The sequence below is a fragment of the Brevibacillus sp. FSL K6-6036 genome, from assembly GCF_037964015.1.
GTDB classification, from domain to species: domain Bacteria; phylum Bacillota; class Bacilli; order Brevibacillales; family Brevibacillaceae; genus Brevibacillus; species Brevibacillus borstelensis.
Genome location: NZ_CP150173.1, coordinates 3,440,988 through 3,461,842 on the forward strand (window position 1 = coordinate 3,440,988; position 20,855 = coordinate 3,461,842).

A 20,855-nucleotide genomic window follows, 5' to 3' on the forward strand; every position below is an offset into this window, starting at 1 on the left:
TCCGCGTATGTATGGAATTGCTCAAAACTGCAGGATAAAATCGGATGGTTTTGACTGTTTGCTTTCGTTATTGGTATACTATCCTTTAATAATGAAATCGAATGTTTCCCTCTTTGCTTTCGTACATTGAAAGGAAAGCGCAAAACGAGAATAACAAATGGAGGTGAATCTCCTCCTTTCGCCCATCGGCGGAAGGGTGGAGACTTTCTTGGAGAGTCCGATAGGGGAGATACTTCTGAATCTGCTGCTCGTTGTGTTTTTGGTACTGCTCAACGGTTTTTTTGTAGCAGCAGAATTCTCGCTGGTAAAAGTGCGTCAAACCCGTCTTGCCCAACTGGTGAGCGAAGGGAACAAATCCGCTGTCTATGCGCAGAAGGTAACGAAGCAGCTGGATGCCTACCTGTCGGCTTGCCAGCTCGGGATTACCCTGGCATCGCTCGGTTTGGGCTGGGTTGGCGAACCGGCTATATCCCAATACGTCGAACCCGTAATGGTTTCACTCGGTCTGCCGAACTATTTGGTCAGCCCTGTTTCGCTGGCGATCGCTTTTGGAATCATCACCTTCATGCACATCGTCTTCGGAGAACTCGCTCCCAAGTCGCTGGCCATTCAAAAGGCGGAGGCCGCCTCTCTCTGGACGGCTGGACCGCTGATGGTTTTCTACAAGCTCAGCTACCCGCTGATCTTGGTGCTCAACGGAACGGCGAACTTTTTTATCCGCCGCTTGGGGATTGAGCCTGCGACTGAAACGGATTTGGCGCATACCGAAGAAGAGATTCGCCTTTTGGTCAATCAAAGCCACAAAAGCGGTCATATCGATCAGACGGAGATGGCTTTGGTGGACAACGTCTTCGAGTTTTCGGAGCGTCTCGCCAGGGAAATCATGATCCCTCGCATCGATATGGTCTGTCTGTACGACGACAATACCTTTGCTGAAAATTTGGCAATTATGCGGGATTCCCGTCACTCGCGTTTCCCGGTCGCGCATGAAGACAAAGACCGGTTGATCGGCTTTGTCCACATCTCGGATTTCTACCTGTCTGCCCTGACCAACGGAAAGGCCGATTTAAAGGATTTCCTCCGCCCGCTCTTGACGGTGCCGGAATCCATGGAAATCAGCCATGTACTGCGGCTCATGCAAAAGCGGCGGTCGCAAATGGCGATCGTCATCGACGAGTACGGCGGAACAGCCGGACTGATCACGATGGAGGATATCCTCGAGGAGATCGTCGGGGACATTCAGGATGAATTCGACGAGAATGAGCGTCCTGACATCGAAAGCTCCAATAACGAGCTGTCCGTGTCCGGGAAAACGCTGTTGACGGAGTTGAACGACTATATATCTGTAGAAATTCACTCGGATGAGGTAGACACGATTGCCGGCTGGCTCTACAGCCAACTGAATGAAGAAGTAGCCGAAGGCAAATCGGTGCAGTACCAAAACTACATTTTTACGATTTCCGAGCTGGAGAACCACCGTATCACGCGAGTCGGGATCTCCTATCTGAGCGAGGAAGAACTGGTGGCAGATGATAGCGAAGACAACTACCTGCTGCACGCCCAGTCCTGACCTGTCACACACATAAGGCAAGTGTCCCCTGCCCGCAGGGGGCACTTCTTCTTTCCCTCATTGTGCGGAAGCGATCCGCAACACCCTCTCCATTCGAGGTGTCATGATGAAATTTGCACAGCTAGACGACCGGTTGATCCGGTTGCAACCCGATACATATTCGATGATTGCTGCTTGGCGCCTGGCCGCCCGGCGCGAAAAAGTGCGCTGTCTGCGATGCGGCGCACCTCTTCGGCTGTATGCCGGTGTAAGCTTTGATCCGCACTTTTTGCATCCGGAGGGCAGCACCTGCGATTGGGAAGCGTTGGACGAGCCTCCAGCCGAGTGGCTCGTTTCAGAAGCTCCGCCTGCCATTCGGGCTGCTTTTGCGGCTTCTTTGGAAACGGCAGCGGCAACGGAAGCGCTGTCTCATTCGGGCACAGGGGCAGCCGCTATTGGCGGGGCTGTAGATATTGCCGCCACTTCTGGAGCAGACAATAATGGTGCGAGGACTCGTGGACGCGCTGATTCGCAGCCTGCTGAATCTGCATCTTCTGCTGAAGCTTCCACCGCTGGGAATGGCGTTTCTGCCTTTGCCAACGGAACTTCCGCTACCGCAAACGGCGCTTCCGCCACTGCGAATGTCGCTTCCACCCTCCAAAACGACGCCGCAGTTCCTGCGAGCCAAACTGACGAGGAAGACGACACGATCACAGTAGGGGCCTTTCGCCTGCCAAAGAAGCGATCCATCCATGAAGCAGGCTCGGTCACAGTCCCTCCCCCGGCTCAGCCCAAACCGGCGCTTTTTCGCAAAAGGCTGGTGCCCAAAAAGGCGATCGAGCATTTGGCTGAGCGCCACGACGAGCCGCTTCACCCCCATCAGCGGGAGGCCATGCTTACGACCGACGGGCCGCTTTTGATTCTGGCCGGTGCAGGCAGCGGCAAGACGCGTGTGATGACGGCCCGAACCTCCCATCTCATCCGCGAGCTCGGCCTTTCTCCACGGCAGATCATGGTCGTGACGTTTACGACAAAGGCCGCTGAAGAGATCAAGCACAGGCTGGCCCGCCAGCTCCCTGCGCAGCAGGCCCGGGAACTTGTTGCCGGTACGTTCCACAGCATTTTTTACCGGATGCTTCTGTTTCATCAGCCGGAGCGTTGGGATCAGCAAAGACTGCTGAAAAAGGACTGGCAAAAGTGGCGGCTCCTGCGCGAAAGCAATGCAATGAACATGCACGCGGAAATCGGACCGCGCAAAGAAAATGAAGTGATGGACGCGCTGGCGGTCATCAGCCGCTGGAAAAACGAATACCTCCTGCCCCAGCAAGCCGGATTGCGGGAGGCAAACGATGATGCCGAACGGCTGGCCCAGCTCCTTTATCCTCACTATGAAGAGGCGAAAAGACGGACGGGCTGGTTTGACTTCGACGACATGCTGATCGGCTGCTACGAGCTGCTCCGCCATCACCCCGACATTTTGCAGCGCTATCAGGAACGGATCACGCACGTGATGATCGACGAGTTTCAGGACATCAACCGCATCCAGTACGAGACGGTCAAGCTGCTGGCAGCGCCGCAGAACAACCTGTGCGTGATCGGCGATGACGACCAGTCGATCTACGGCTTTCGCGGGAGCGACCCGCAATACATACTCGGTTTTACAAAAGATTTTCCCCAGGCGAAAACAATTACACTGGAAGTGAACTACCGTTCCCGCTCCGCTATCGTCGGGCTCGGCTTTTCGCTGATCGGCCACAATCGGGCCCGCTGGCAAAAGGACTGCCTTTCCTTTCACTCCGAAGAAGGCGAAACGTATCTGTTCGAGCCGGACGACGAAGAGGAGCAAGCGGCCCGGATCGTAGACGAGATCAGCCACCGCATCCGCGAAGGCACACCAGTGGGAGAATGCGCGGTGCTTTACCGGACGAATGAGTCAGCCCGCCCTATTCTGGAGAGATTGAGCGAAGCCGGCATTCCCTTTCACTACTCGCAGGAGGAGGAATCGTTCTACCAGCGGCAAACCGTTCGCTGGGCACTAGCTTACTTGCGCTTGTCGCTTGACCCTGACGATTCGGCGGCATTGAAAGAAATTCTGCCAACGCTCTATATTTCCCAGGAGATGTGGAACGCTGTTCGCAGTCAAGCGATCCTGGAGGATGTCCCGATCCTGCACGTGCTGCCTGGAATGAACCACTGGAAGCCGTTTCAACGCAAGGCTTTGAAAACGATCACCGAGATACTGGCAGCCTGCGCTTCGTGTCCGCCGGCCCAGGCGCTGGAGCTCATATGCGAAGACGGCAAGCTGCGGGATTACCTGAAAAAGCGGGCAAAAGAGCGGGATGGCGGCCGGGAACGCTGGAGCGAGGAGCTGCAGCAGCTGATTGCGGCAGCCAAACGACACGATAGCGTAGGCGGATTTCTCCAGTACATCGACCGGATGGTCCAACAGGAAAAGGAGTGGCGCGAGGTTCAGCCACTCCCTGGGGAAGGAGTACACGTCTTGAGCATTCACCGGGCAAAAGGACTGGAGTTCGACCACGTCTTTCTGCCTGATCTCGTTGAAGGCTCCCTTCCTCATGAATACGCGCTGGACGCCGTGAGAAAAGGAAACAATGCCGCCCTTGAGGAAGAGCGGAGATTACTGTACGTCGCCATTACAAGGGCCAGATACTCCTTGAGTGTCGGAATCCCCCGCGAGCGCTTCGGACGAAAAACCAGGCCCTCCCGGTTCATCTCCGAAATGGGCCGATAAACGGTCGATGCCGCCGCCCATGTGGATCAGAAATTCTTCCATATTCGTAATGATCGGAAACAAGGCAAAGGCTCCCTTCCGCATGTTTGCTTCTAGCATGCGGATGACGGGAGCCTTTTATTCATCGCGGGAGGTTATTAAAGGCTGTTGGAAGGCCTTTATTATAGGCCGTTATTGAAATTTCGCCAGCTCTTTCAGCCTGTTTGCCATTTCCTCCAGCGACAGCAAGGCCGCATTGATCTGTTCAATGCTCGCGGCCATTTCCTGCGTAGCGGCCGATTCTTCCTCCACCTTTTTCAGCACCGTCGCCACCTTTTGCTTCATGTCGTTCATGCCTTGCAAAATATTCTCAGCGGAATGGCGAGACTGTTCTGCAAGCGCTCGGATCTCTCCCGCCACGACACCAAAGGTGCGGCCGTGCTGGCCGGCATGGGCTGCCTGGATGGATGCATTCAGCCCCAGGAGATTGCTTTGATTAGCGATGGAGCGGACGATATCCACGACCTTGGCATTCTCCTCGACGGCATGGACCACCGTCTCGCAGTTGGTGTTGATCTCTACAATGGAGCTGGCGAGCTGTTGAGCTGTAGCCGCTATATTTTGCGCCCACGATGTCATTTGCTCGACGGACGCAGCCAGCTCCTCGGACAAGACGGCTGTCCTCTCTTCCCGGTCACTGGAGAGGATCAGCGTCAAGGCTCCCTTCAGCACTCCCTCCTCATCTCTGACAGGCACGCTTATAGCGTGAAACGCGATGCCAAATCGGGATGACTCTCGCGGGACTGTCTGGCGGATCGACTGCCCCCCTTCGAGGGTCTTGTACGTAATGGATTGCCTATTCACTTCATGGTCGACAGTCAAGCCAAGGTGGATCTCTCCTTCTCTGTAGTACCTGATGTGCGTCAAATCTGCAAGAGCCACAGTGGCCTTCGGAAACAGCAGGGACAATGTAGGCATGCTTGCCAAAACCTTATCGATCATGGAATTACGCACCAGCCCGTTTGGCCTGTCCCGGTTCAAGCCCGTCGGCTGCGGCTTCTTCTTTTACCAGCAGGATGATGAACGCCCCTAGCAAGGGACCGATCGCCAGCGTTAAAAATGCAAAGAAATAGCTGTTTGTCGCATCGAGTACGGCGCCGACGGCAAGCGGCGAGATGAGCGAGCCCAGCTGCCAGATCGTGTTGACAAAGCCTGTCGCGGTCCCGACAAGTCGGCGCGGGACTAATTCGCCGATGTAATTGTTCATGATCGGGCTGTAGACAAAGGCAGCCACGCCGAGAATCGCCGCAACCACATAGAGCATGCTGGCACTAGTTGTCATCGCAAACCACATCAGCACCGGACCAAACAAGAAGAGAACGATAAAGAGCAAGGTTTTCCGTTTTACCTTCAACACATCCGACAAGATCCCGATGACCGGCTTGCACAGTAGAGCGGTAACTCCGTAAATCGACATGATTACACCTGCTTCTACGAGGGAGATGCCCAAGCCTTTGTTCATGTACGTGTTGGCCCAGGTTGCCGTGCCCCATGTGGCCCACATCGCGCAAAATCCGGCGAATCCGGTAACCATCAGATTGCGGTTTTTAAACAAATGGGCGACGTCTTTCCAGAACGCAGCAGAGGATTCCGCCTGTGCCCGCTGCTCGGCGGCAGAGGTCTTTTCCCGCAGGAAAAAGTATCCGAGAACAAGTCCCAGCAGCGGCAAAGCACCAGCTACGAAAAAGGCCGTTTTCCAGCTATAGCTGTTGGCAACTGTCGGTACAAACATGTTTACTACCGATACCCCCAGCGAGGAGGCGGTCATAAAAAAGCCCATCGCGGTTCCCCGTCCCTTTGCCGGGAACCAGTCAAAGATGGCCCGCACACATGCGGAAAATACCGCCCCTGAACCAAGTCCGGCCAGGACCCGCATAGCAAAGCCTGTATGATAGCTATTGATCAATCCCATCGAAACCGTAAACAGACCCATAACGAAAAACGAGCCCAGCAGCACTTTGCGATAGCCAAACCGGTCGGTGAGCAAGCCGCCAGGCAGCTGCGTGATCACGTAGCCGATGTAAAAGGCGGTCATGTAGCTGCCCGCTTCTGCCTTGGACAGCCCCAGATCCTGGGAAGCGAGCGGCATGATCGGCGGCCAGGACAGCCTGTCCACAAAAGAGAAGAGAAAAGCCATCCATACGATGAGCAAAACGCCCATCTGCCATCTTCGTTCGTTCATTTTGTATCACTCCATTTCATTCTCTCAAACTTTTTTAGTAGAGTTAAATTTATTACTTACCTAACTATAACGCATTAACAGTATGTTTTTTTATAAAATCGCTTCCTGGCGGAGCAATTCGGAGCGTACCGACTGGTAGTCACTTGCGTCCTGCTGTCCGTGAAGCGCCGCTGCCACACCCGCAGCCTGTCCCGTTGCAAACGCCGTTCCCATGACACGGGCGGAAGCGAACGCCAGCGGATCACAATCGATGATCCGGCCTGCGGCCCACAGATTGCCAACGCCTTTGACCTTGAGCGAGCGGAGTGGAATATCGTAAAAAGACTTGTCCTTGATCTCATGCCAGACGTTGGGTTTTCCCGGTTCCGGGTGCAGCTCTACCGGCCAGCCGCCGCGGGCGATTGCATCGGCTTGCCGTCTCGCCTGGAGCACGTCGTCCCCGGTCAGCGTGTATTCCCCCACGATATGTCTCGTCTCCCTGATACCGATCTGCGGGCCAGTCTGCACCAAGTAGGCGCTTTCAAAACCGGGCAGGTACCTTTTGAATGCTTCCAAATAAGCCCATGCCTGCCGTCTGCCGGACAGCTCAGCCTTGGTCATGCTGCCCGCTTCCAGTCCGTTTACCTCTTCATCGCACAGGATCGCGAGTACATCCTGATTTCCTCCGGGCATGCGGACGATCGTTCCCAGCTCCTTGGTCAGCCCCTCGATTCCATCCGCTTTTCCTTTCAGAACGGCCTGCTCTACCTGCAGAGGATGAGCATGCGCGTCAGCTGCTACTCCGCCGATCCGGATCATCAGCGTGGCTGACTGCAAATGGCCTTCCGCGTTTCCAAAGATGACTTCCCCTCCCGACAGACTGGCCAGATCGCCTTCCCCGCTGGCATCGACAAAAGCGGATGCTTCAATCGTGAACATACCGGCATGATCCACGCATTGAATGGCGGAAATCCTCCCTTCGCTCGTCTCCGCTCCAATCACTTGAGCGTGCAGCAAAGGCTCCACCCCCGCTTCCGTCACACAGCGGTCCAGCGCCAGCTTGGTCACTTCGGGATCGAGCAGAACGATTACGGTTCCTGTACGAGCTGTTCGCCTCGGGCCTTCATACATGCCCAAGCGGGCGAGGTGGTTCAGGACGTTTTGGCCAACGCCGCCGACAATTTGCTCAGGCGGCTCTCCCTGCGTAAAAAAACCGCAGTAGGTCAATACAGAGCTGTGAGTCGCCGCACCTCCAAAGTACGGGTTGCGGTCGATCAGGATCGTCCTTGCCCCAGTCTGAGCCGCCCCTACGGCTGCCCCGACACCGGCCGCGCCACCTCCCACTACAGCGACATCAAAGGTAAGCTTTCTTTGCATCTGTCTGTCTCCTTTTGAGTGAATTTGATTTGTCCCAAATTTACAAAATATTTGTTTATTCGTTCAATCGATCTTTCCGATACAGTTAATAACTAGGACTAATAAATCAAAGGAGACTTGCCCTATGGAACTCCACCAGTTTGAATATGTCCTGGCCGTGGAGAAGCATCGCCATTTTTCACGAGCCGCCGAAGCAATTTCCATCTCTCAATCTGCCCTCTCCCAACAGATCAGAAAGCTGGAAGAAGAGCTCGGAATCGTCCTTTTTGAACGAACCACCCGTAGCATTCAGCCTACTCCTGCGGGCTTGGAATTCGTCCAATACGCCAAGCGGATCATCGGGGAGGTAGAGCGCGTCAAGCAAGCGATGCAGGCCCACCGGACACTGGAGCGTGGGAAGGTCACGATCGGAGCCGTACCGATCCTCGGCTATCTCGGACTGACCCCCGCTATCGCCGGTTTTCGCAAGTCCTACCCCGGAATTGATCTGGAGATACGCGAAGCGACCAGCGACCATCTTCTTCAGTGGCTGCATGCCGGGGACATTGACCTGGCCCTCACTACCTTTTCCCTGCATCACGATACGGATGAACACATTCACTTCCTTCCCTTGCTTGAGGACCAATTGGTGCTGGTGACAAGCCACTATCATCCGCTTGCCCAGCGCAAAAAAATCGATTTGAGCGAAGCCGCTGACGAACCCTTCCTTGCGATCAAGGCAAGCCATTTCATGCGCAACATTTGTGAGCACGCATGCGAAGAGGCCGGCTTTACGCCGACCATCATTGTCGAGAGCAGTCAGGTTGAAACGATTTGCGGACTGGTCGAAGAGGGCATGGGCGTGACCCTATTTACCCATCGGGTCGCCAAGTGCTTTCCCCGCTCCCGCATCGCCGTCGTCCGGCTGAAAAAGCCTTTCACCAAAATTACGGGAATCGCGCTTTCCCGGAACCACCTTCTCACTCCGGCAGCCAATGCATTCTGCCGCTTTTTGCAGGAGTGGCAAAAGGAGCACGAGTGGCACTGATTTCACAAGCCGCCGCGATCCAAGTGCAAAACGGATGGCAACTACCCCATAAGCGACTTCAGGCAAAAACCACAGCCAAAAGAATCTCTATGCCGAAAAACAAACCGCAAAAACGAACAACAAGAAACGAACGGCAAAAAACAAACGACAAAAAACCCCCCGATATCGGATGAAAGTGTCCGTCGTTTCGGGGGGTGAAACTGTGTTTTATTTGCCCATGATGTTGTAGCCGGCATCCACGTGAATGATTTCGCCGGTGATTCCGCGGGACAGATGGCTCATCAGGAACAATGCCGTGTCCCCTACCTCTGATTGATCGATGGTGCGGCGCAGCGGCGCTCTTTCCTCGATCTCTTTCAGTACGCTGTTGAAGTTGCGAATGCCCTTTGCCGCGAGTGTGCGGATCGGACCCGCAGAGATGGCATTGACGCGGATGTTTTCTTTGCCCAGATCGCCCGCCAGGTAGCGAACAGAAGCGTCCAGCGCGGCCTTCGCCACACCCATGACGTTGTAATTGGGCACCACGCGCTCGCCGCCGAGGTACGTCAACGTTACGATGCTTCCGCCCTCCGTCATCAGCGGACGAGCAGCGCGGGCGACAGCGACCAGCGAGTATGCGCTGATGTCTTGGGCAAGGGCGTAGCCGTCACGGGAGGTATTGACAAACTCGCCTTCCAGCTCCTCCGTTCTGGCAAACGCGATGCAGTGCGCCAAGCCGTGAATGACGCCGACTTTTTCCTTGATTTGGGCAAAAGCGGCTTCTACTTCATCGTCCTTGGTCACGTCACAGTTGATCAAGAGCGATTCTTGTTCCAGCTCTTCCGTCAGCTTCGCCACGTTTTCGCGCAGGCGCTCTCCCTGATACGTAAAAATCAGATTGGCTCCCGCTTTGCTCAGGGATTGGGCGATTCCCCAGGCGATGCTGCGGTGGTTGGCGACACCCATGATCACGATATTTTTTCCTGCAAGCATGGTATTCATTATGTATCGGCCCCTTCCTACGTATTTCCCTGCCATTATAACCGATCTTGTCTGCGGTTACGAGCAAATTTAGGAACAAAACACGCAAAAGGGGCCAAGCAAAAGGCTACTCTCCCTGCTGCATGGCTCGAGCGAGGTCATCGACAGGGGCGGCAGCGGAATTGGCAAACGCCCAAGCCTCTTCGACGGGATTCAGCGGTGTTCCGGTTGCCGGGAATTCCGCCTGCATGTTTGCCATCTCTTCCGTATCGGACATAGGCTGTTTGTTCTCCACGTTTCCTTCTCTCCTTTCGAAGATCGATACATGCTGCAAAAAGCATGTTCTTAGACTAACAAGCAGGAAACGTGTTTATGCATGCAGGTGCGCATTGCTGTGAAAAAATGTCATCAGCAAAAGATAAGCCACCATCCCGGCAAAAAAGAACAGTCCCTGTCCTCCTTTTCGCTCGTGGAGGATAAACGGCACCAGATGGCTGGCCGAGACGTAGAGAAAAACGCCTGTTGTCAGCGCCATCATCACAGGGACCCAGCCTTCTTGCAAAAAAGGCTCCGCGATCTGAAAACTCAGGGCCCCTGCCAGAGTAGCCGCCCCCAGCCCCGCCGCTCCCCAAAAAGCCTTTTTCCGCGAACGCGTGACAGCCAGCAGCAAGGAGGCAACGGTTACCCCATCCGGCACTTTATGCAAAAGCATGGCAAACAGCACGGACCATCCCAGTCGCTCGTCCATCCAGAAGCTTGCCAAAATCGAGATTCCCTCCACATACGAGTGAAGCAAAAATCCGGACAAAACTCCGATGATCCGGGCTGACCCCATCGCTCTCGTGTTATTTTCACCCGCATGCCCCATCCAATCGAGCAAAAACAAGCAGGAAAAGCCAATCAGGACAAACGGCATCACCCGCCCGCTTCCCACATGCAGTGTATGGGGAAGCAAATCAAGCAGGGTAATCGCCAGAAGCAAGCCCGCTCCTGCGCTGATCATTGCAAAGAGCGACTTTTCGGACCATGACCGCAAACAGAGCAAAAACCCGCCAATGCTGCTTGCCGCCGCGGCACTCAGCAGGACGACAAGGATGACTGGCTGCATGAGACCGCCTTCCCTTCTACCGGGTGTATCCCTTCCATTCTACGCGCCTGTCCGGGTCATTATGTGTCTCGACAAAGTGCGTCAGCCTGTCCGAATTAGCCGAATTAGCACTAGTTTTTAGAACCTTTGTCGACAAGCTTTTTCCGGGAAAAAATGGTGCTATAATGAGGCCACCGGGAATACCTGAAGGGGAAAAGGAGTGATTCGAATGGATGTGCAAGTTTGGATGGCTTCCAAAGAAGTCGCAGATCGATTGGATGTTCATGTGCGGACGCTGAGAAATTGGCTGGAAATGTTCGTTCCGGCTCAGGAGCGGCTGAAAAATCCGCAGGGTCACTACCTGATCAGCGAGGCTGGATTTGCCCTGCTGAGTGAGGTGAAGCAGAGAAAAGACGAGGGAAACCACTCTTTGCGCGAGATACAGCGACAAATGATAGAGGAAGGCAAAATTACGGAGTGCATGGCTACGGAAAGCGAGGTGGCTGCCGCTGACGGACAGGCTCTGTCTGTTTCCGGGCCAAATGCGCTTTCGCACTCCGTACAGGAAATGGAAATGACCGTATCGGAGGCCATCGTCCAATTTCAGCAGGAGCTGGCCCAGCTCTCTACGATGAACCAGCTACAGTCCACCATTCTGCAAAAAATGGCCGACATCGAGGAAATGCAGGAGTCTCTGCGTCTTGAAATGAGGCGGGTCACCTTTGAAATGGACTTGATGCAGCAGCGGTTGACACGCAGAAAGGAGCGGCTGGACAGGCATCAACCCCGCTGGTCTCTCAATCCCTTCCGCTGGTTTACTCGTTCAGACCGCAATCTGACAGCCGGACAGTAAAAAACACGTCTTTTTTCACGGATAAAAAGTCCTCCTTTTCTGACAAACAGGTTTCGAACACCCTGTCTTTTGTGCTATATTTTTACTATTCAAACTGGTTCTTCTTTCAGAACTTTTTGTATGTAAGCCAAGAGACAGGAGTCCTCATTTGTGAGAAAAGTAAGCATCCACTCTGCAAAGCCGGGAGAAATCATCGCCAAAACGATCTTTTTGGAAAATGGCAATGTCCTTTTGGGAAAAGGTGTCCAACTGACGGATCGGTACATTCAGCGCCTGATCAACATGGGTATTGATATTCTCTATATCGAAGACAAGCATACAGATGACATTGTCCCGGAAGACGCCATTCGAGATGAAACGCGCAAACACGCAGTCGATGCCGTCTACGCCACCATGACCGGCTTAATGGAGAACACCGTCCTGAAGCGGCGCACCTCTGTCCCTGATTTGGGACTTGCCTTTCAAAAGGTTTTTGGCGAAATCCTGACTGATCTGAGCAGCCGCCGCGACATCCTGGTCAACCTTTGCAGCCTGCATGTCTTGGACGGGTACTTTTTTCATCACGCCGTCAATGTGTCCGTGCTCGCCGGAATTATCGGGCTGGCCAAAGGGTACAACCAGCAGCAATTGATGGAGCTGGGAATTGGCGCGCTTCTGTTTGATATCGGGATGACCCAGCTGCCAAAAGAATTATGGAACAAGCGGACGAGGCTGAATGACGAGGAGAAGCAGCGGATCCGCTATCACACCGAGGATGGTTTCAATTTGCTGCGGAACCAGTACAACATCTCGCTCCTGTCTGCCCACTGCGCTCTTCAGCATCATGAACGCTACGACGGAACAGGCTATCCGCGCCAACTGGCCGACAAGCAAATCCATGAATACGCGCAAATAGTGGCGATCGCAGATGTGTTCGATGCTCTGATTTCGAAGCGCCCTTACCGGGACAGCTACTCTCCGAGCGAGGCGATTGAGCTGCTGTTTGCTGCCGGGAACAGCATGTTCGATCTGGAATTGGTCAAGCTGTTTTTGCAGCATGTCGCGATATATCCGATCGCCTCGACTGTCACTCTCAATACTGGGCAGATCGGTGTCGTGTCTGCAGTGAACCCGTTGGCTGTAAACCGGCCGACGATCCGGATTCTCCGGGAAGCAGACGGCTCTCCCGTGGCCGCGCCCTATGAGATGGACCTGTACAGCAAAGACTTCATGAGCATTACGATTGTCGATTCGGTGTGAGCAAGAATGCCTGACAGCTATGTTTGTCGCATTGTACAATGCCGAAAGAACTGTCTGTCCTGGTTCATATACATACTGCAGCATTCCAGGCAAAATAAAAAAGCTGGGCTCAACATCCCGGCTTTTTTTATTTTGAACGAACAAACGAACAAGGAAACAAACATCAAGCCTGCTCTGCCGGTTTACTGCCGCCGCTTCGCTTTCGCTGAATAAACCCGAGCACTAACACGGCCGCAACGATCGCTATTTTGATCGCTGTCTCCACTCCGCTCAGCCCTTCTACCCAGTGCTTTACCACTTTTTCCTCAAAAATCATTTTGGCTGCCGCCCAGGCTAAAATGCCGGAGCCGATGTAAACGAGCCAAGGCAACCGTTCCATAGCCTTCAGGATCAACTGGCTTCCGAAAACCATAATGGGAATGCTGATGACAAGACCCAGAATGATCAGGACCAGATCGCCGCCAGCCGCTCCCGCAATCGCCAGCACATTGTCCAGTCCCATCATGACGTCTGCAATCACAATCGTCTTGACTGCCTGTACGAGGCTGTCGCTTGCGCTAATCTGTTCCTCGCCGTCATCCTCGAGCAGCAGCTTGTAGCTGATCCAGACGAGAATGAGCCCGCCGATCAGGTACAGATAAGGAATTTTCAACAAGTAAACAGCAAGTGCTGTCGCCAAAATGCGCACAATAATAGCCAGACCGGTCGCCCAAAAGATCGCCTTTTTCCGATGCGCCGGCGTCAGCTTTCGACAAGCGATGGCAATCACGACTGCATTGTCCCCGCTCAATACTATGTTAATCGTAATAATAAGCAACAGTGCCGAAAAAAATCCTGCATCCAACAATGCCTGCGCCCCCCTGTTGGTGAGTAGTGTGCCACGTTTGCCGGGTAAAAAAACAATCCCTATCCTATGCCTGTCCAGGGTTGTTGTCAACCTCTTATTTCAGTATGATGGTAACGAGGAGGGTTGTCGAAATGTCGAAACAATTCGTTATCGAAGCGATCATGTTGGCCATCTACGGGGAATTGATGGCTCCTTCGCAACCTGCAGATTATTATATCCCTTCGTCGACAATCTACGAGCTGGAAGAGTTCATTCATAGTCCCGAACCGATTATGCCGGACCCAGACGATGATTTTCACGTGCGAAGGGTAATGCGAGAGATGAGTCAGTTTTTTGACGATCCGTTTAACCGCAAACGACTGGAAAAAGGGTTGATCGCTCCCTGGTCGACGATTCCCTTCACATTTCCGAACGGTGTCACGCTGCATGTGGTAAAGGTGGATGACAACGAGATGTGGGGCGAACTGTTTGATCCGGTGGAAACACAGCTGCTGCTTACCGCGATGCGGTTTGAAATTCCACTTGTCACAGACCAGCCTGATTTTCAGGACCGCATTCTGGAATACGTCGTCCCCGTCCAATTTTACGATATTGACGACTTTGAATTTGCGTTGGAACAAGGCATCTCTTTACATGAACTGCGGGACCCGTAAGGACTGTCCGCTGTCAAAACGAAGCGCACAAAACCGGCACAGCCACTGGCCTGACCGGTTTTTTGGCTTTTTATAGATTGAAAATTGGCTCTTTTATTTATTTTTGGAAGAGCGTATAGTATTGAGCAATAGACTGGTGAAAAAGAGGCGACAGCATGGGGCGCAAAGCACTTTATACAAAGATCTACAATCAATTGCGCTATCAAATTTTAAGCGGGGAGCTGGCAATTGGCTCCCCTTTGCCTCCCGAGAGAAAGCTGGCCATGCAGCTCGGAGTCAGCCGCAACACGATCGTCAGGGCTTATGCAGAGCTGGAGGCGGAAGGGATCATCGCCAGCAGGATGGGCAGCGGACGTTATGTGGAGGCTCTTACTCCCGCTCCCGCCCCCGCGAGGATCGACTGGCATTATCACACGCTCGGCACGCTCGCCCCTGCTCCCTCTCACATGGCTGAGCTTCTGGGCGTAACGGACAAATACCCGGATATCATCAACTTTGCCCATGGCGATGGCGGCAAGCACACCCTGGAATCGTCGGGCTTCCCCGATTACGTCAAAAGTACGGCAGAGCAGCTTCACTCCTACTACTTCACCTCTGTCCAGGGGCTGCCGGAGCTTCGCGAGCATCTTGTGAGCTGGATGGACATGGAACAGATTTCCTCGCCGGAGCAGGTGGTCATCACCAGCGGCTCGCAGGAAGGACTCTACCTGATCGCTTCGCTTTTAGCGCGTCCTGGCGATCTCGTCTTGACGGAAATGCCCACCTACTTCGGCTCACTGCAGCTTTTTCAATCGCTCGGGATGCAGGTTGTCCCGGTCCCGATGGATGCGGACGGCCTGCGGGTAGATGTACTGGAAAGGATCTTGAGCCATTGCCGGCCGCGATTTCTTTACACCGTCCCAACCTACCACAACCCGACCGGATGGACGATGTCGGCCATCCGGCGCAAGCAACTGCTGGCTTTGAGCGAAAAATACGGGCTTCCCATCGTGGAGGACGATGCCTACCGTCACCTCCATCTCGACAAAGAACCCCCGCCCGCCTTAAAAGCGCTGGATCATTCGGGCCATGTCGTATATTTGAACACGTTCTCGAAGCTGCTCTTCCCCGGACTGCGGATCGGATGGGTGGCGGCCAACCGCAAATTGGCCCAACTGCTCACCCGGATGAAGGAGCTGTCTATCACTACAAATACGCTGGGCCAGCTCGCTCTGGCTGCATACCTGCGAAACGGCGCTCTACGGCCGCATCTGGAAAACGCTCGCTTGCAATACAGTGAACAGGCGGCCATCATGGAAAGTCATCTGGACCGCTTCAGCCCGCTGGGAATTCGGTATGAGCGACCCAAGGGCGGGTTCTACTTCTGGGTCTCCCTGCCGGAAGAGATCAACCCGCGCAAGCTGATGGCCAGATGCCTGGAGCGAGGCGTTTCCTTTACCTGCGGCGACATGTTTCTCTTGCGGGAGGCCGAGCAGCCATACATCCGTCTCTGTTTTACCCATGAGCGCTCGGAAAAAATTGATCGAGGCATGAAAATCATTGCAGAGGTTCTGCAACAAGGAAAGGAGCTGCAACTATGAAAAACGCATCCCCCTCAACGTCCAGTTGGAAGGAAGGCCTGATCGACTCTTTGCCGATCACCGCCAGCTACATCATTTACGGAGCCATCTTCGGAATGCTGGCCGGGCAGGCCGGTCTTACCTCTTGGGAAAGCATCGCGATGTCTGTGCTTGTCTACTCCGGAGCTTCCCAATTTGCCGGCAGCTCGCTCATTGCTGAACAGGCAAGCGTCTGGGCCATCATCTTGACTACTTGTCTGTTAAACCTGCGCCACTTTCTGATGGGCTTGTCAATCTCGCCTCATTACCAGCGTTTTTCCACTGCTCAAGTAAACGGGCTCGCCTTTTTTCTCACGGATGAGCAGTACGCGCTCACACTCAACCGTTTTCGCCACCGCGAAAGCGATGTTCCATATATTCTCAGCGTCAGCGTTGCCCTTTACGCAGGCTGGTGCGGCGGTACTTGGATCGGAACGGCAGCGGGCGCCTGGATACCCGATCCGGCTTCGCTCGGACTCGGCTTCAGCTTTACGGCCATGTTCCTCGCCCTCGCCTATTACCAGCTATCGTCGCTCCTGCGCATTTTTGCCTTTTTGCTGTGCGGGGCGGCGTCTGTTTTCCTGTCGTTTGTAGTGCCAAATGGCTTGCCGGTTTTGATCGCCGGATGCCTCGCCTTTGCCATCGGGTATTTCTGGCCGACACAGGAAGACGGAGATCAGACTGCCGCCGAAGAGACGAGAGGAGCTGAATCCGCATGACGACACAGACCCTTTTGCTGTTTCTGGGGATGGGCGTGCTCACCTATATTTCGCGCAGGGCGTTTCTCCGTCTGCCCAGCAAGCATTTTTCACCCCGCTTAAAAAACGGTCTCAGCTTTATTCCTTTGGGCATTTTTGCGTCCCTCATTTTTCCTTCTCTGTTTGTGCAGTCCGGCAGCTTTGTCATTCAGCCCTTGCTGCTGATCGCCAGCCTCGTCTGTCTGGGTGTTATGGCCCTCAGCAAGAATGTATTCCTCAGCTTTGGCGTAAGCCTCGGGCTCGTCGTTGTTGTCTCGCTGGGTCTGTTTTCCTGGTAAGGAACGGAGTTGAGAAAAATTCCCTCCCGATCCCGTTTGACCGTGGTACAATAAGGGTATAGATTGCAAAAGGATTTCGGGAGGGACCAGGTAATGGAAACGGTGAAACTACACGGAGAAACGGACTGGAACACAGAAGGAAGCACGGTTCATTCCATTCTCTTTCAAATGGGAAAAGAGTACTACGGCTTACCGATTTCGTTGGTAAAGGAAATCATCAAGCCTTTGCCCGTGACCCGTTTTCCCAAGTCTCCCCCATTCGTCGAAGGCGTGATTGACCTGCGCGGGTGCATCCTGCCGATCATCAACCTGCGGACGATGTTTGGCCTGGAGCCGCTTCCGCTCACGGAAGAGAGCCGGTTTGTCGACTTGCAGCTGGACGGGCTCGATATTGGCATTGTCGTCGAAGCGGTCTCAGAGGTCATGCACATACCGGCATCGCTGATTGAGCCTGCTCCTCCGATCGTGAGTGGAGTCGATGGGAAGTTTTTGAACGGGATTGCCCGGGTGCAAGATAAATTGATCATGCTGCTCGATGTGGACGAGATCTTCTCCACATGGAAAAAGTAAAAATGACACGGAAGAAATCGTCTTTCTGCTACACGCCGGAACAGCTCCCTCTCGCCTTTCTGCAGGGGGAATACGAGCAGATTTACGCGCAGACAAGCCCCGCTTTTCGCAAAAGAGTCTCTGCCGCTGAGCTTCGCTCGCTGGGAGAAGACTTCCACCGCGGTGTAGATCGCTACAAGCTGCAATCTACCATACTTCTGGAGCACGCGAAACGATATGTCTGGGTAGACGGATCGGGAGAAAAGGGATTGGCCGCTGCCTTTGACGAGGAGGGCACGATCATCTCTCTCGTCATTTTGCACCTCGAGACACATCCGGAGACTGACAGCATGCTTACCCGTACCGTGTTCGTTCCTCCGTTTGCCGGAGAGTGGCTCACGTACTGGGGAGGCCATAACGAGCTGGTCAATTATCATTACGCCTATCCGAACCAACGATACGCCTTTGATTTCCTCGTGATGAAAGAAGGCCGCACCTTTACGGGCGACCCTGCGGCAAATGAGAGCTATTACGCGTTCGGGCAGCCGATCCTCGCACCGGCCTTTGGAAAAGTCGTAGGAGTCGTAAGCCATATACCGGACAACACTCCGGTCGGAACGGTAAACGAGACACAGCCTGCCGGCAACCACGTCATCCTGGAGCACGAAGCTGGCGAATACAGCCTGCTTGCCCATCTCAAGCAAGACTCTGTCTGCGTCGAGGTCGGCGATTGTGTGCAGCCGGGCGATTTGATCGGGCTCTGCGGCAACTCGGGAAATTCCAGCGAGGCTCACCTTCATTTCCAGGTATCTGATTCTCCTGTTCTTTTAAGCGGACACTCGATACCGGTCCGCTTTCAGGACGGACGACGGATCGTACAGGGGCAGTTGGTATCGGGCCCGGACCGGCGAAGCGAATAAAAAAACAGGCGAAGCGCCGGACTCCGCCTGTTTTTGCATGTTCGTACATTTTTTCTTTCTCCGTCAGAGTTGCGGGGTCATCTTTTCATGCATGACTACGTCCTTCCCTTATTTCTGACCGCCGCTCGCCAAATAGGAATAGCTGACCCACACCATTTCCTCGATGCCCAAAATCTCCTTGAACAAATCGACTGAATCGTACAAAAGCGACGCCCCTGTCTCATCATCGAAATCCGTCAGCAGCTGCAAATCAAACAGGGAACGAAGCTGCTGCACCTGCTTGGGACCGACAATCCGGTTGAAGCATTGCGGACAAGCCCGTTTAATCCCCTTGCTTACTTCCCTTCGATACTGGTCGGACCTTGCGACTCTGTCCAGAATGTCATCGTACATCTGCCGTACGTCCTCGCTCTCGGTTATGGCCTCATGCAGGTTTATGTGGGGGTAGAGGCGGGCAAATTCCGCTTCCGCCATATCTGCATCCAGCGAATAGCTGATTGTCGCCGACGACACCTCGAAGCCCGCGTCAAAGAGCCGATACCCCCATCCGTTGTCTTCGGCGTCATGGAACCAGAGGAGCGGGACACACTGACGGGATAGGTTCAGAATAAATTGCAGGGTATGGGCTGTCTCAAGCCACTCATCCCGCAGGAAAAAGGCATTCCAGTCCCGGTTGATGTTCCTATGGAAATAAGGCTGCCTCGATTTGGGCAGGGCGATTAATACCTTTGGTTCATATTTGCGTGGATACAACATGCCTGTCGTGAACTCACCCATCCGATTCCCACCGCTTTCTGGCAGGCTCTCCCTGGTCTGGCACGGTTTGAGCCATCGTTCTTGCTACCAGTTTATTCATCGGATGGCGATTATTTGCCGTGTTCTTTATCAAACGTGCTCGTGTGGATAATCGTATGTACCGCCCCATCCGGCCGCAGCTCTGACTGGTAGAGGTGAAAACGGGTCACTTCCCAGGCGGGCGGCTCCGAGGAGAGGAGTCGTTCGTTCCATTCCGCTAGAGGCACCCCTTCCTGGCCAACCTTGGGGCCTCTTGCCAGCGTAATATGCGGGCTGTATCGCTTCTTGTCATAGGTCAGGCCGGGATGCAGATCAAACCGCTTGCCCAACAGCAAATGAAGCTGTCTGAGCGGGTCTGTCTGTCCGCGAAGCCCGAGCCAGAGGACTCGGGGACGTTCTGCGTGGGGAAATGCGCCGAAGCCTCCGACCTGCAAAGAAAAAGGCGAAATAATTTCGCTGACAATATCCATGTCCTTGCAGATTTCTGGCACCAGCTTTTCTCCTACCTCTCCGAGAAAATGCAGGGTGAGATGGAGATTGTGCAGTGACTGCCACCGATCTGCCTTGATCAGGCTCTTCACCTGTTTTTGCACGCCCGCAATGTAGCGGACAGCGTCATCGGGAATATCCAGAGCCACAAAAAGACGCATCGACATATTCCTCCTCCTGGCAACATCGCATTTGAAAACGTGGCCTCGCCAAGCTTTATGGGGAAGCCTTCGTTGCACTTATGTCGATAGGTGCATTTTCATAAATTCCTGTCGACAAAAAAAGCCCGCCCGCACGAACGGGGAGCCTTTATGCGGCCATCATCTTTCCTGTTACGATGCCCAGAACGCAGCGTACGTATTCGTTCATCCTGCTCGCACCGGGCTCGGCCTGAAAAGCAATGGTCAGCTCTATATGTCCAATATGTCCTGCGGGCGGTCTGTGCCAAAACAGCTCCACTTCCCCGTACAGGATTTCTTCGATTCGCTGCTTCAACCACTCGATATCGGTCTGCGGGTCACAGGACAGCGAAAACTTCATCGTAACCGAAATTGTTTTGCAATCGGCCAGATCGTCCGTCAATGCGTTCAGCTTCCCTTTGACAGCGACCACTCCCGCTTCCCCCCAAAGGGCGTATTCCAGCGTCGCCTGCAAGCGCGGATGGACATGCAGTTCCATGGCGGGAAAGCGGCCATCTACCTCTAGTGAAAACCGTTCTGCGAGCTTTTCCACATCCTCCTGAAACCGACGGGCACAGTCGGAAATCGCCTCAAATCCCTCAGGTTGTACTGTGAACATCCTCCTCACCCTTCCATGGAAAATCTGTCTATATCTCTTCGCAATGATGGCTAAACTTTCCTTTGTTGAATGGTGACTTCTTTTCCCGTTTTTCCACGAAAGAATGCTCGTTCCACAATCGTCAGT

The 20,855-nt window shown here is 54.0% G+C and carries 21 protein-coding genes; 11 read left to right on the forward strand and 10 right to left on the reverse strand.

Annotation, left to right across the window (positions count from 1 at the left end; all coding sequences use genetic code 11):
- Positions 1–157 precede the first annotated feature (157 nt).
- Both NST37_RS17320 and NST37_RS17325 read left to right on the forward strand, forming a co-directional pair.
- Positions 158–1,570 carry a hemolysin family protein gene (locus tag NST37_RS17320; protein WP_003386625.1) on the forward strand — a complete coding sequence of 471 codons (1,413 nt, stop codon included), beginning with the start codon at positions 158–160 and terminating at the stop codon, positions 1,568–1,570.
- A 106-nt stretch (positions 1,571–1,676) separates the two neighbouring features.
- Positions 1,677–4,301: an ATP-dependent helicase gene (locus tag NST37_RS17325; protein ID WP_031933460.1), complete on the forward strand. Its 2,625-nt coding sequence runs from the start codon at positions 1,677–1,679 to the stop codon at positions 4,299–4,301.
- Positions 4,302–4,472: 171 nt separating this feature from the next.
- Here the strand turns inward: NST37_RS17325 and NST37_RS17330 are convergent, their stop codons facing one another.
- The 3 genes from NST37_RS17330 to NST37_RS17340 all read right to left on the reverse strand — a co-directional run bounded on the left by NST37_RS17330 (position 4,473) and on the right by NST37_RS17340 (position 7,878).
- Positions 4,473–5,282 (reverse strand): methyl-accepting chemotaxis protein, encoded by an 810-nt coding sequence (locus NST37_RS17330; RefSeq protein ID WP_003386628.1) that lies wholly within the window; start codon positions 5,280–5,282, stop codon positions 4,473–4,475.
- A 4-nt stretch (positions 5,283–5,286) separates the two neighbouring features.
- A complete protein-coding gene (locus NST37_RS17335) occupies positions 5,287–6,522 on the reverse strand; it encodes an MFS transporter (protein ID WP_003386630.1) in 1,236 nt (411 codons plus the stop codon).
- A gap of 90 nt (positions 6,523–6,612) precedes the next feature.
- Entirely contained in the window at positions 6,613–7,878 is a 1,266-nt protein-coding gene (locus NST37_RS17340; RefSeq protein ID WP_243014640.1) for an FAD-dependent oxidoreductase, read from the reverse strand.
- Positions 7,879–8,002: 124 nt separating this feature from the next.
- Between NST37_RS17340 and NST37_RS17345 the strand changes: the two genes are divergently transcribed.
- Positions 8,003–8,905, forward strand: coding sequence for a LysR family transcriptional regulator (locus NST37_RS17345; RefSeq protein ID WP_327956445.1), 903 nt, complete (start codon positions 8,003–8,005; stop codon positions 8,903–8,905).
- Positions 8,906–9,112: 207 nt separating this feature from the next.
- On the opposite strand, the gene fabI is transcribed toward NST37_RS17345, so the two are convergent.
- From fabI to NST37_RS17360, 3 genes are all read right to left on the reverse strand, one after another.
- Positions 9,113–9,886, reverse strand: a complete 774-nt coding sequence (gene fabI, locus NST37_RS17350) for an enoyl-ACP reductase FabI (RefSeq protein WP_003386635.1) — start codon at positions 9,884–9,886, stop codon at positions 9,113–9,115.
- A 106-nt stretch (positions 9,887–9,992) separates the two neighbouring features.
- The gene (locus tag NST37_RS17355) at positions 9,993–10,160 is read right to left on the reverse strand and encodes a hypothetical protein (RefSeq protein ID WP_227277894.1); all 168 of its coding nucleotides are present in this window, start codon (positions 10,158–10,160) and stop codon (positions 9,993–9,995) included.
- Positions 10,161–10,235: 75 nt separating this feature from the next.
- On the reverse strand, positions 10,236–10,973 hold the full coding sequence (locus NST37_RS17360) for a ZIP family metal transporter (RefSeq protein ID WP_003386637.1): 738 nt from the start codon (positions 10,971–10,973) through the stop codon (positions 10,236–10,238).
- 208 nt (positions 10,974–11,181) lie between these two features.
- Here NST37_RS17360 and NST37_RS17365 point away from each other — a divergent pair, with 208 nt between their 5' ends.
- Positions 11,182–11,805 carry a MerR family transcriptional regulator gene (locus NST37_RS17365; RefSeq protein ID WP_339185610.1) on the forward strand — a complete coding sequence of 208 codons (624 nt, stop codon included), beginning with the start codon at positions 11,182–11,184 and terminating at the stop codon, positions 11,803–11,805.
- A gap of 150 nt (positions 11,806–11,955) precedes the next feature.
- Complete coding sequence (locus tag NST37_RS17370; RefSeq protein WP_003386640.1) at positions 11,956–13,044, forward strand: HD-GYP domain-containing protein; 1,089 nt, start codon at positions 11,956–11,958, stop codon at positions 13,042–13,044.
- Positions 13,045–13,207: 163 nt separating this feature from the next.
- Here the strand turns inward: NST37_RS17370 and NST37_RS17375 are convergent, their stop codons facing one another.
- Positions 13,208–13,891 (reverse strand): TerC family protein, encoded by a 684-nt coding sequence (locus NST37_RS17375; protein ID WP_003386641.1) that lies wholly within the window; start codon positions 13,889–13,891, stop codon positions 13,208–13,210.
- Positions 13,892–14,022: 131 nt separating this feature from the next.
- Here NST37_RS17375 and NST37_RS17380 point away from each other — a divergent pair, with 131 nt between their 5' ends.
- The 6 genes from NST37_RS17380 to NST37_RS17405 all read left to right on the forward strand — a co-directional run bounded on the left by NST37_RS17380 (position 14,023) and on the right by NST37_RS17405 (position 18,647).
- Complete coding sequence (locus tag NST37_RS17380; protein ID WP_003386642.1) at positions 14,023–14,544, forward strand: hypothetical protein; 522 nt, start codon at positions 14,023–14,025, stop codon at positions 14,542–14,544.
- 155 nt (positions 14,545–14,699) lie between these two features.
- Positions 14,700–16,124, forward strand: coding sequence for a PLP-dependent aminotransferase family protein (locus tag NST37_RS17385; RefSeq protein WP_031933465.1), 1,425 nt, complete (start codon positions 14,700–14,702; stop codon positions 16,122–16,124).
- Positions 16,121–16,861: an AzlC family ABC transporter permease gene (locus tag NST37_RS17390; RefSeq protein WP_024984983.1), complete on the forward strand. Its 741-nt coding sequence runs from the start codon at positions 16,121–16,123 to the stop codon at positions 16,859–16,861. The genes NST37_RS17385 and NST37_RS17390 overlap by 4 nt, the downstream gene beginning before the upstream one ends.
- Positions 16,858–17,178 carry an AzlD domain-containing protein gene (locus NST37_RS17395; protein WP_003386645.1) on the forward strand — a complete coding sequence of 107 codons (321 nt, stop codon included), beginning with the start codon at positions 16,858–16,860 and terminating at the stop codon, positions 17,176–17,178. The genes NST37_RS17390 and NST37_RS17395 overlap by 4 nt, the downstream gene beginning before the upstream one ends.
- Before the next feature lie 93 nt (positions 17,179–17,271).
- Complete coding sequence (locus NST37_RS17400; protein ID WP_339185611.1) at positions 17,272–17,748, forward strand: chemotaxis protein CheW; 477 nt, start codon at positions 17,272–17,274, stop codon at positions 17,746–17,748.
- Positions 17,736–18,647: a M23 family metallopeptidase gene (locus tag NST37_RS17405; RefSeq protein WP_003386648.1), complete on the forward strand. Its 912-nt coding sequence runs from the start codon at positions 17,736–17,738 to the stop codon at positions 18,645–18,647. Before NST37_RS17400 ends, NST37_RS17405 begins: the two co-directional genes overlap by 13 nt.
- Before the next feature lie 108 nt (positions 18,648–18,755).
- Here NST37_RS17405 and NST37_RS17410 read toward each other — a convergent pair whose 3' ends face one another.
- The 3 genes from NST37_RS17410 to NST37_RS17420 all read right to left on the reverse strand — a co-directional run bounded on the left by NST37_RS17410 (position 18,756) and on the right by NST37_RS17420 (position 20,729).
- Positions 18,756–19,424, reverse strand: a complete 669-nt coding sequence (locus NST37_RS17410) for a hypothetical protein (RefSeq protein ID WP_003386649.1) — start codon at positions 19,422–19,424, stop codon at positions 18,756–18,758.
- Positions 19,425–19,513: 89 nt separating this feature from the next.
- Complete coding sequence (thpR, locus tag NST37_RS17415; protein ID WP_227277891.1) at positions 19,514–20,098, reverse strand: RNA 2',3'-cyclic phosphodiesterase; 585 nt, start codon at positions 20,096–20,098, stop codon at positions 19,514–19,516.
- A gap of 142 nt (positions 20,099–20,240) precedes the next feature.
- A complete protein-coding gene (locus NST37_RS17420) occupies positions 20,241–20,729 on the reverse strand; it encodes a hypothetical protein (RefSeq protein WP_003386651.1) in 489 nt (162 codons plus the stop codon).
- Between the last annotated feature and the right edge of the window lie 126 nt (positions 20,730–20,855).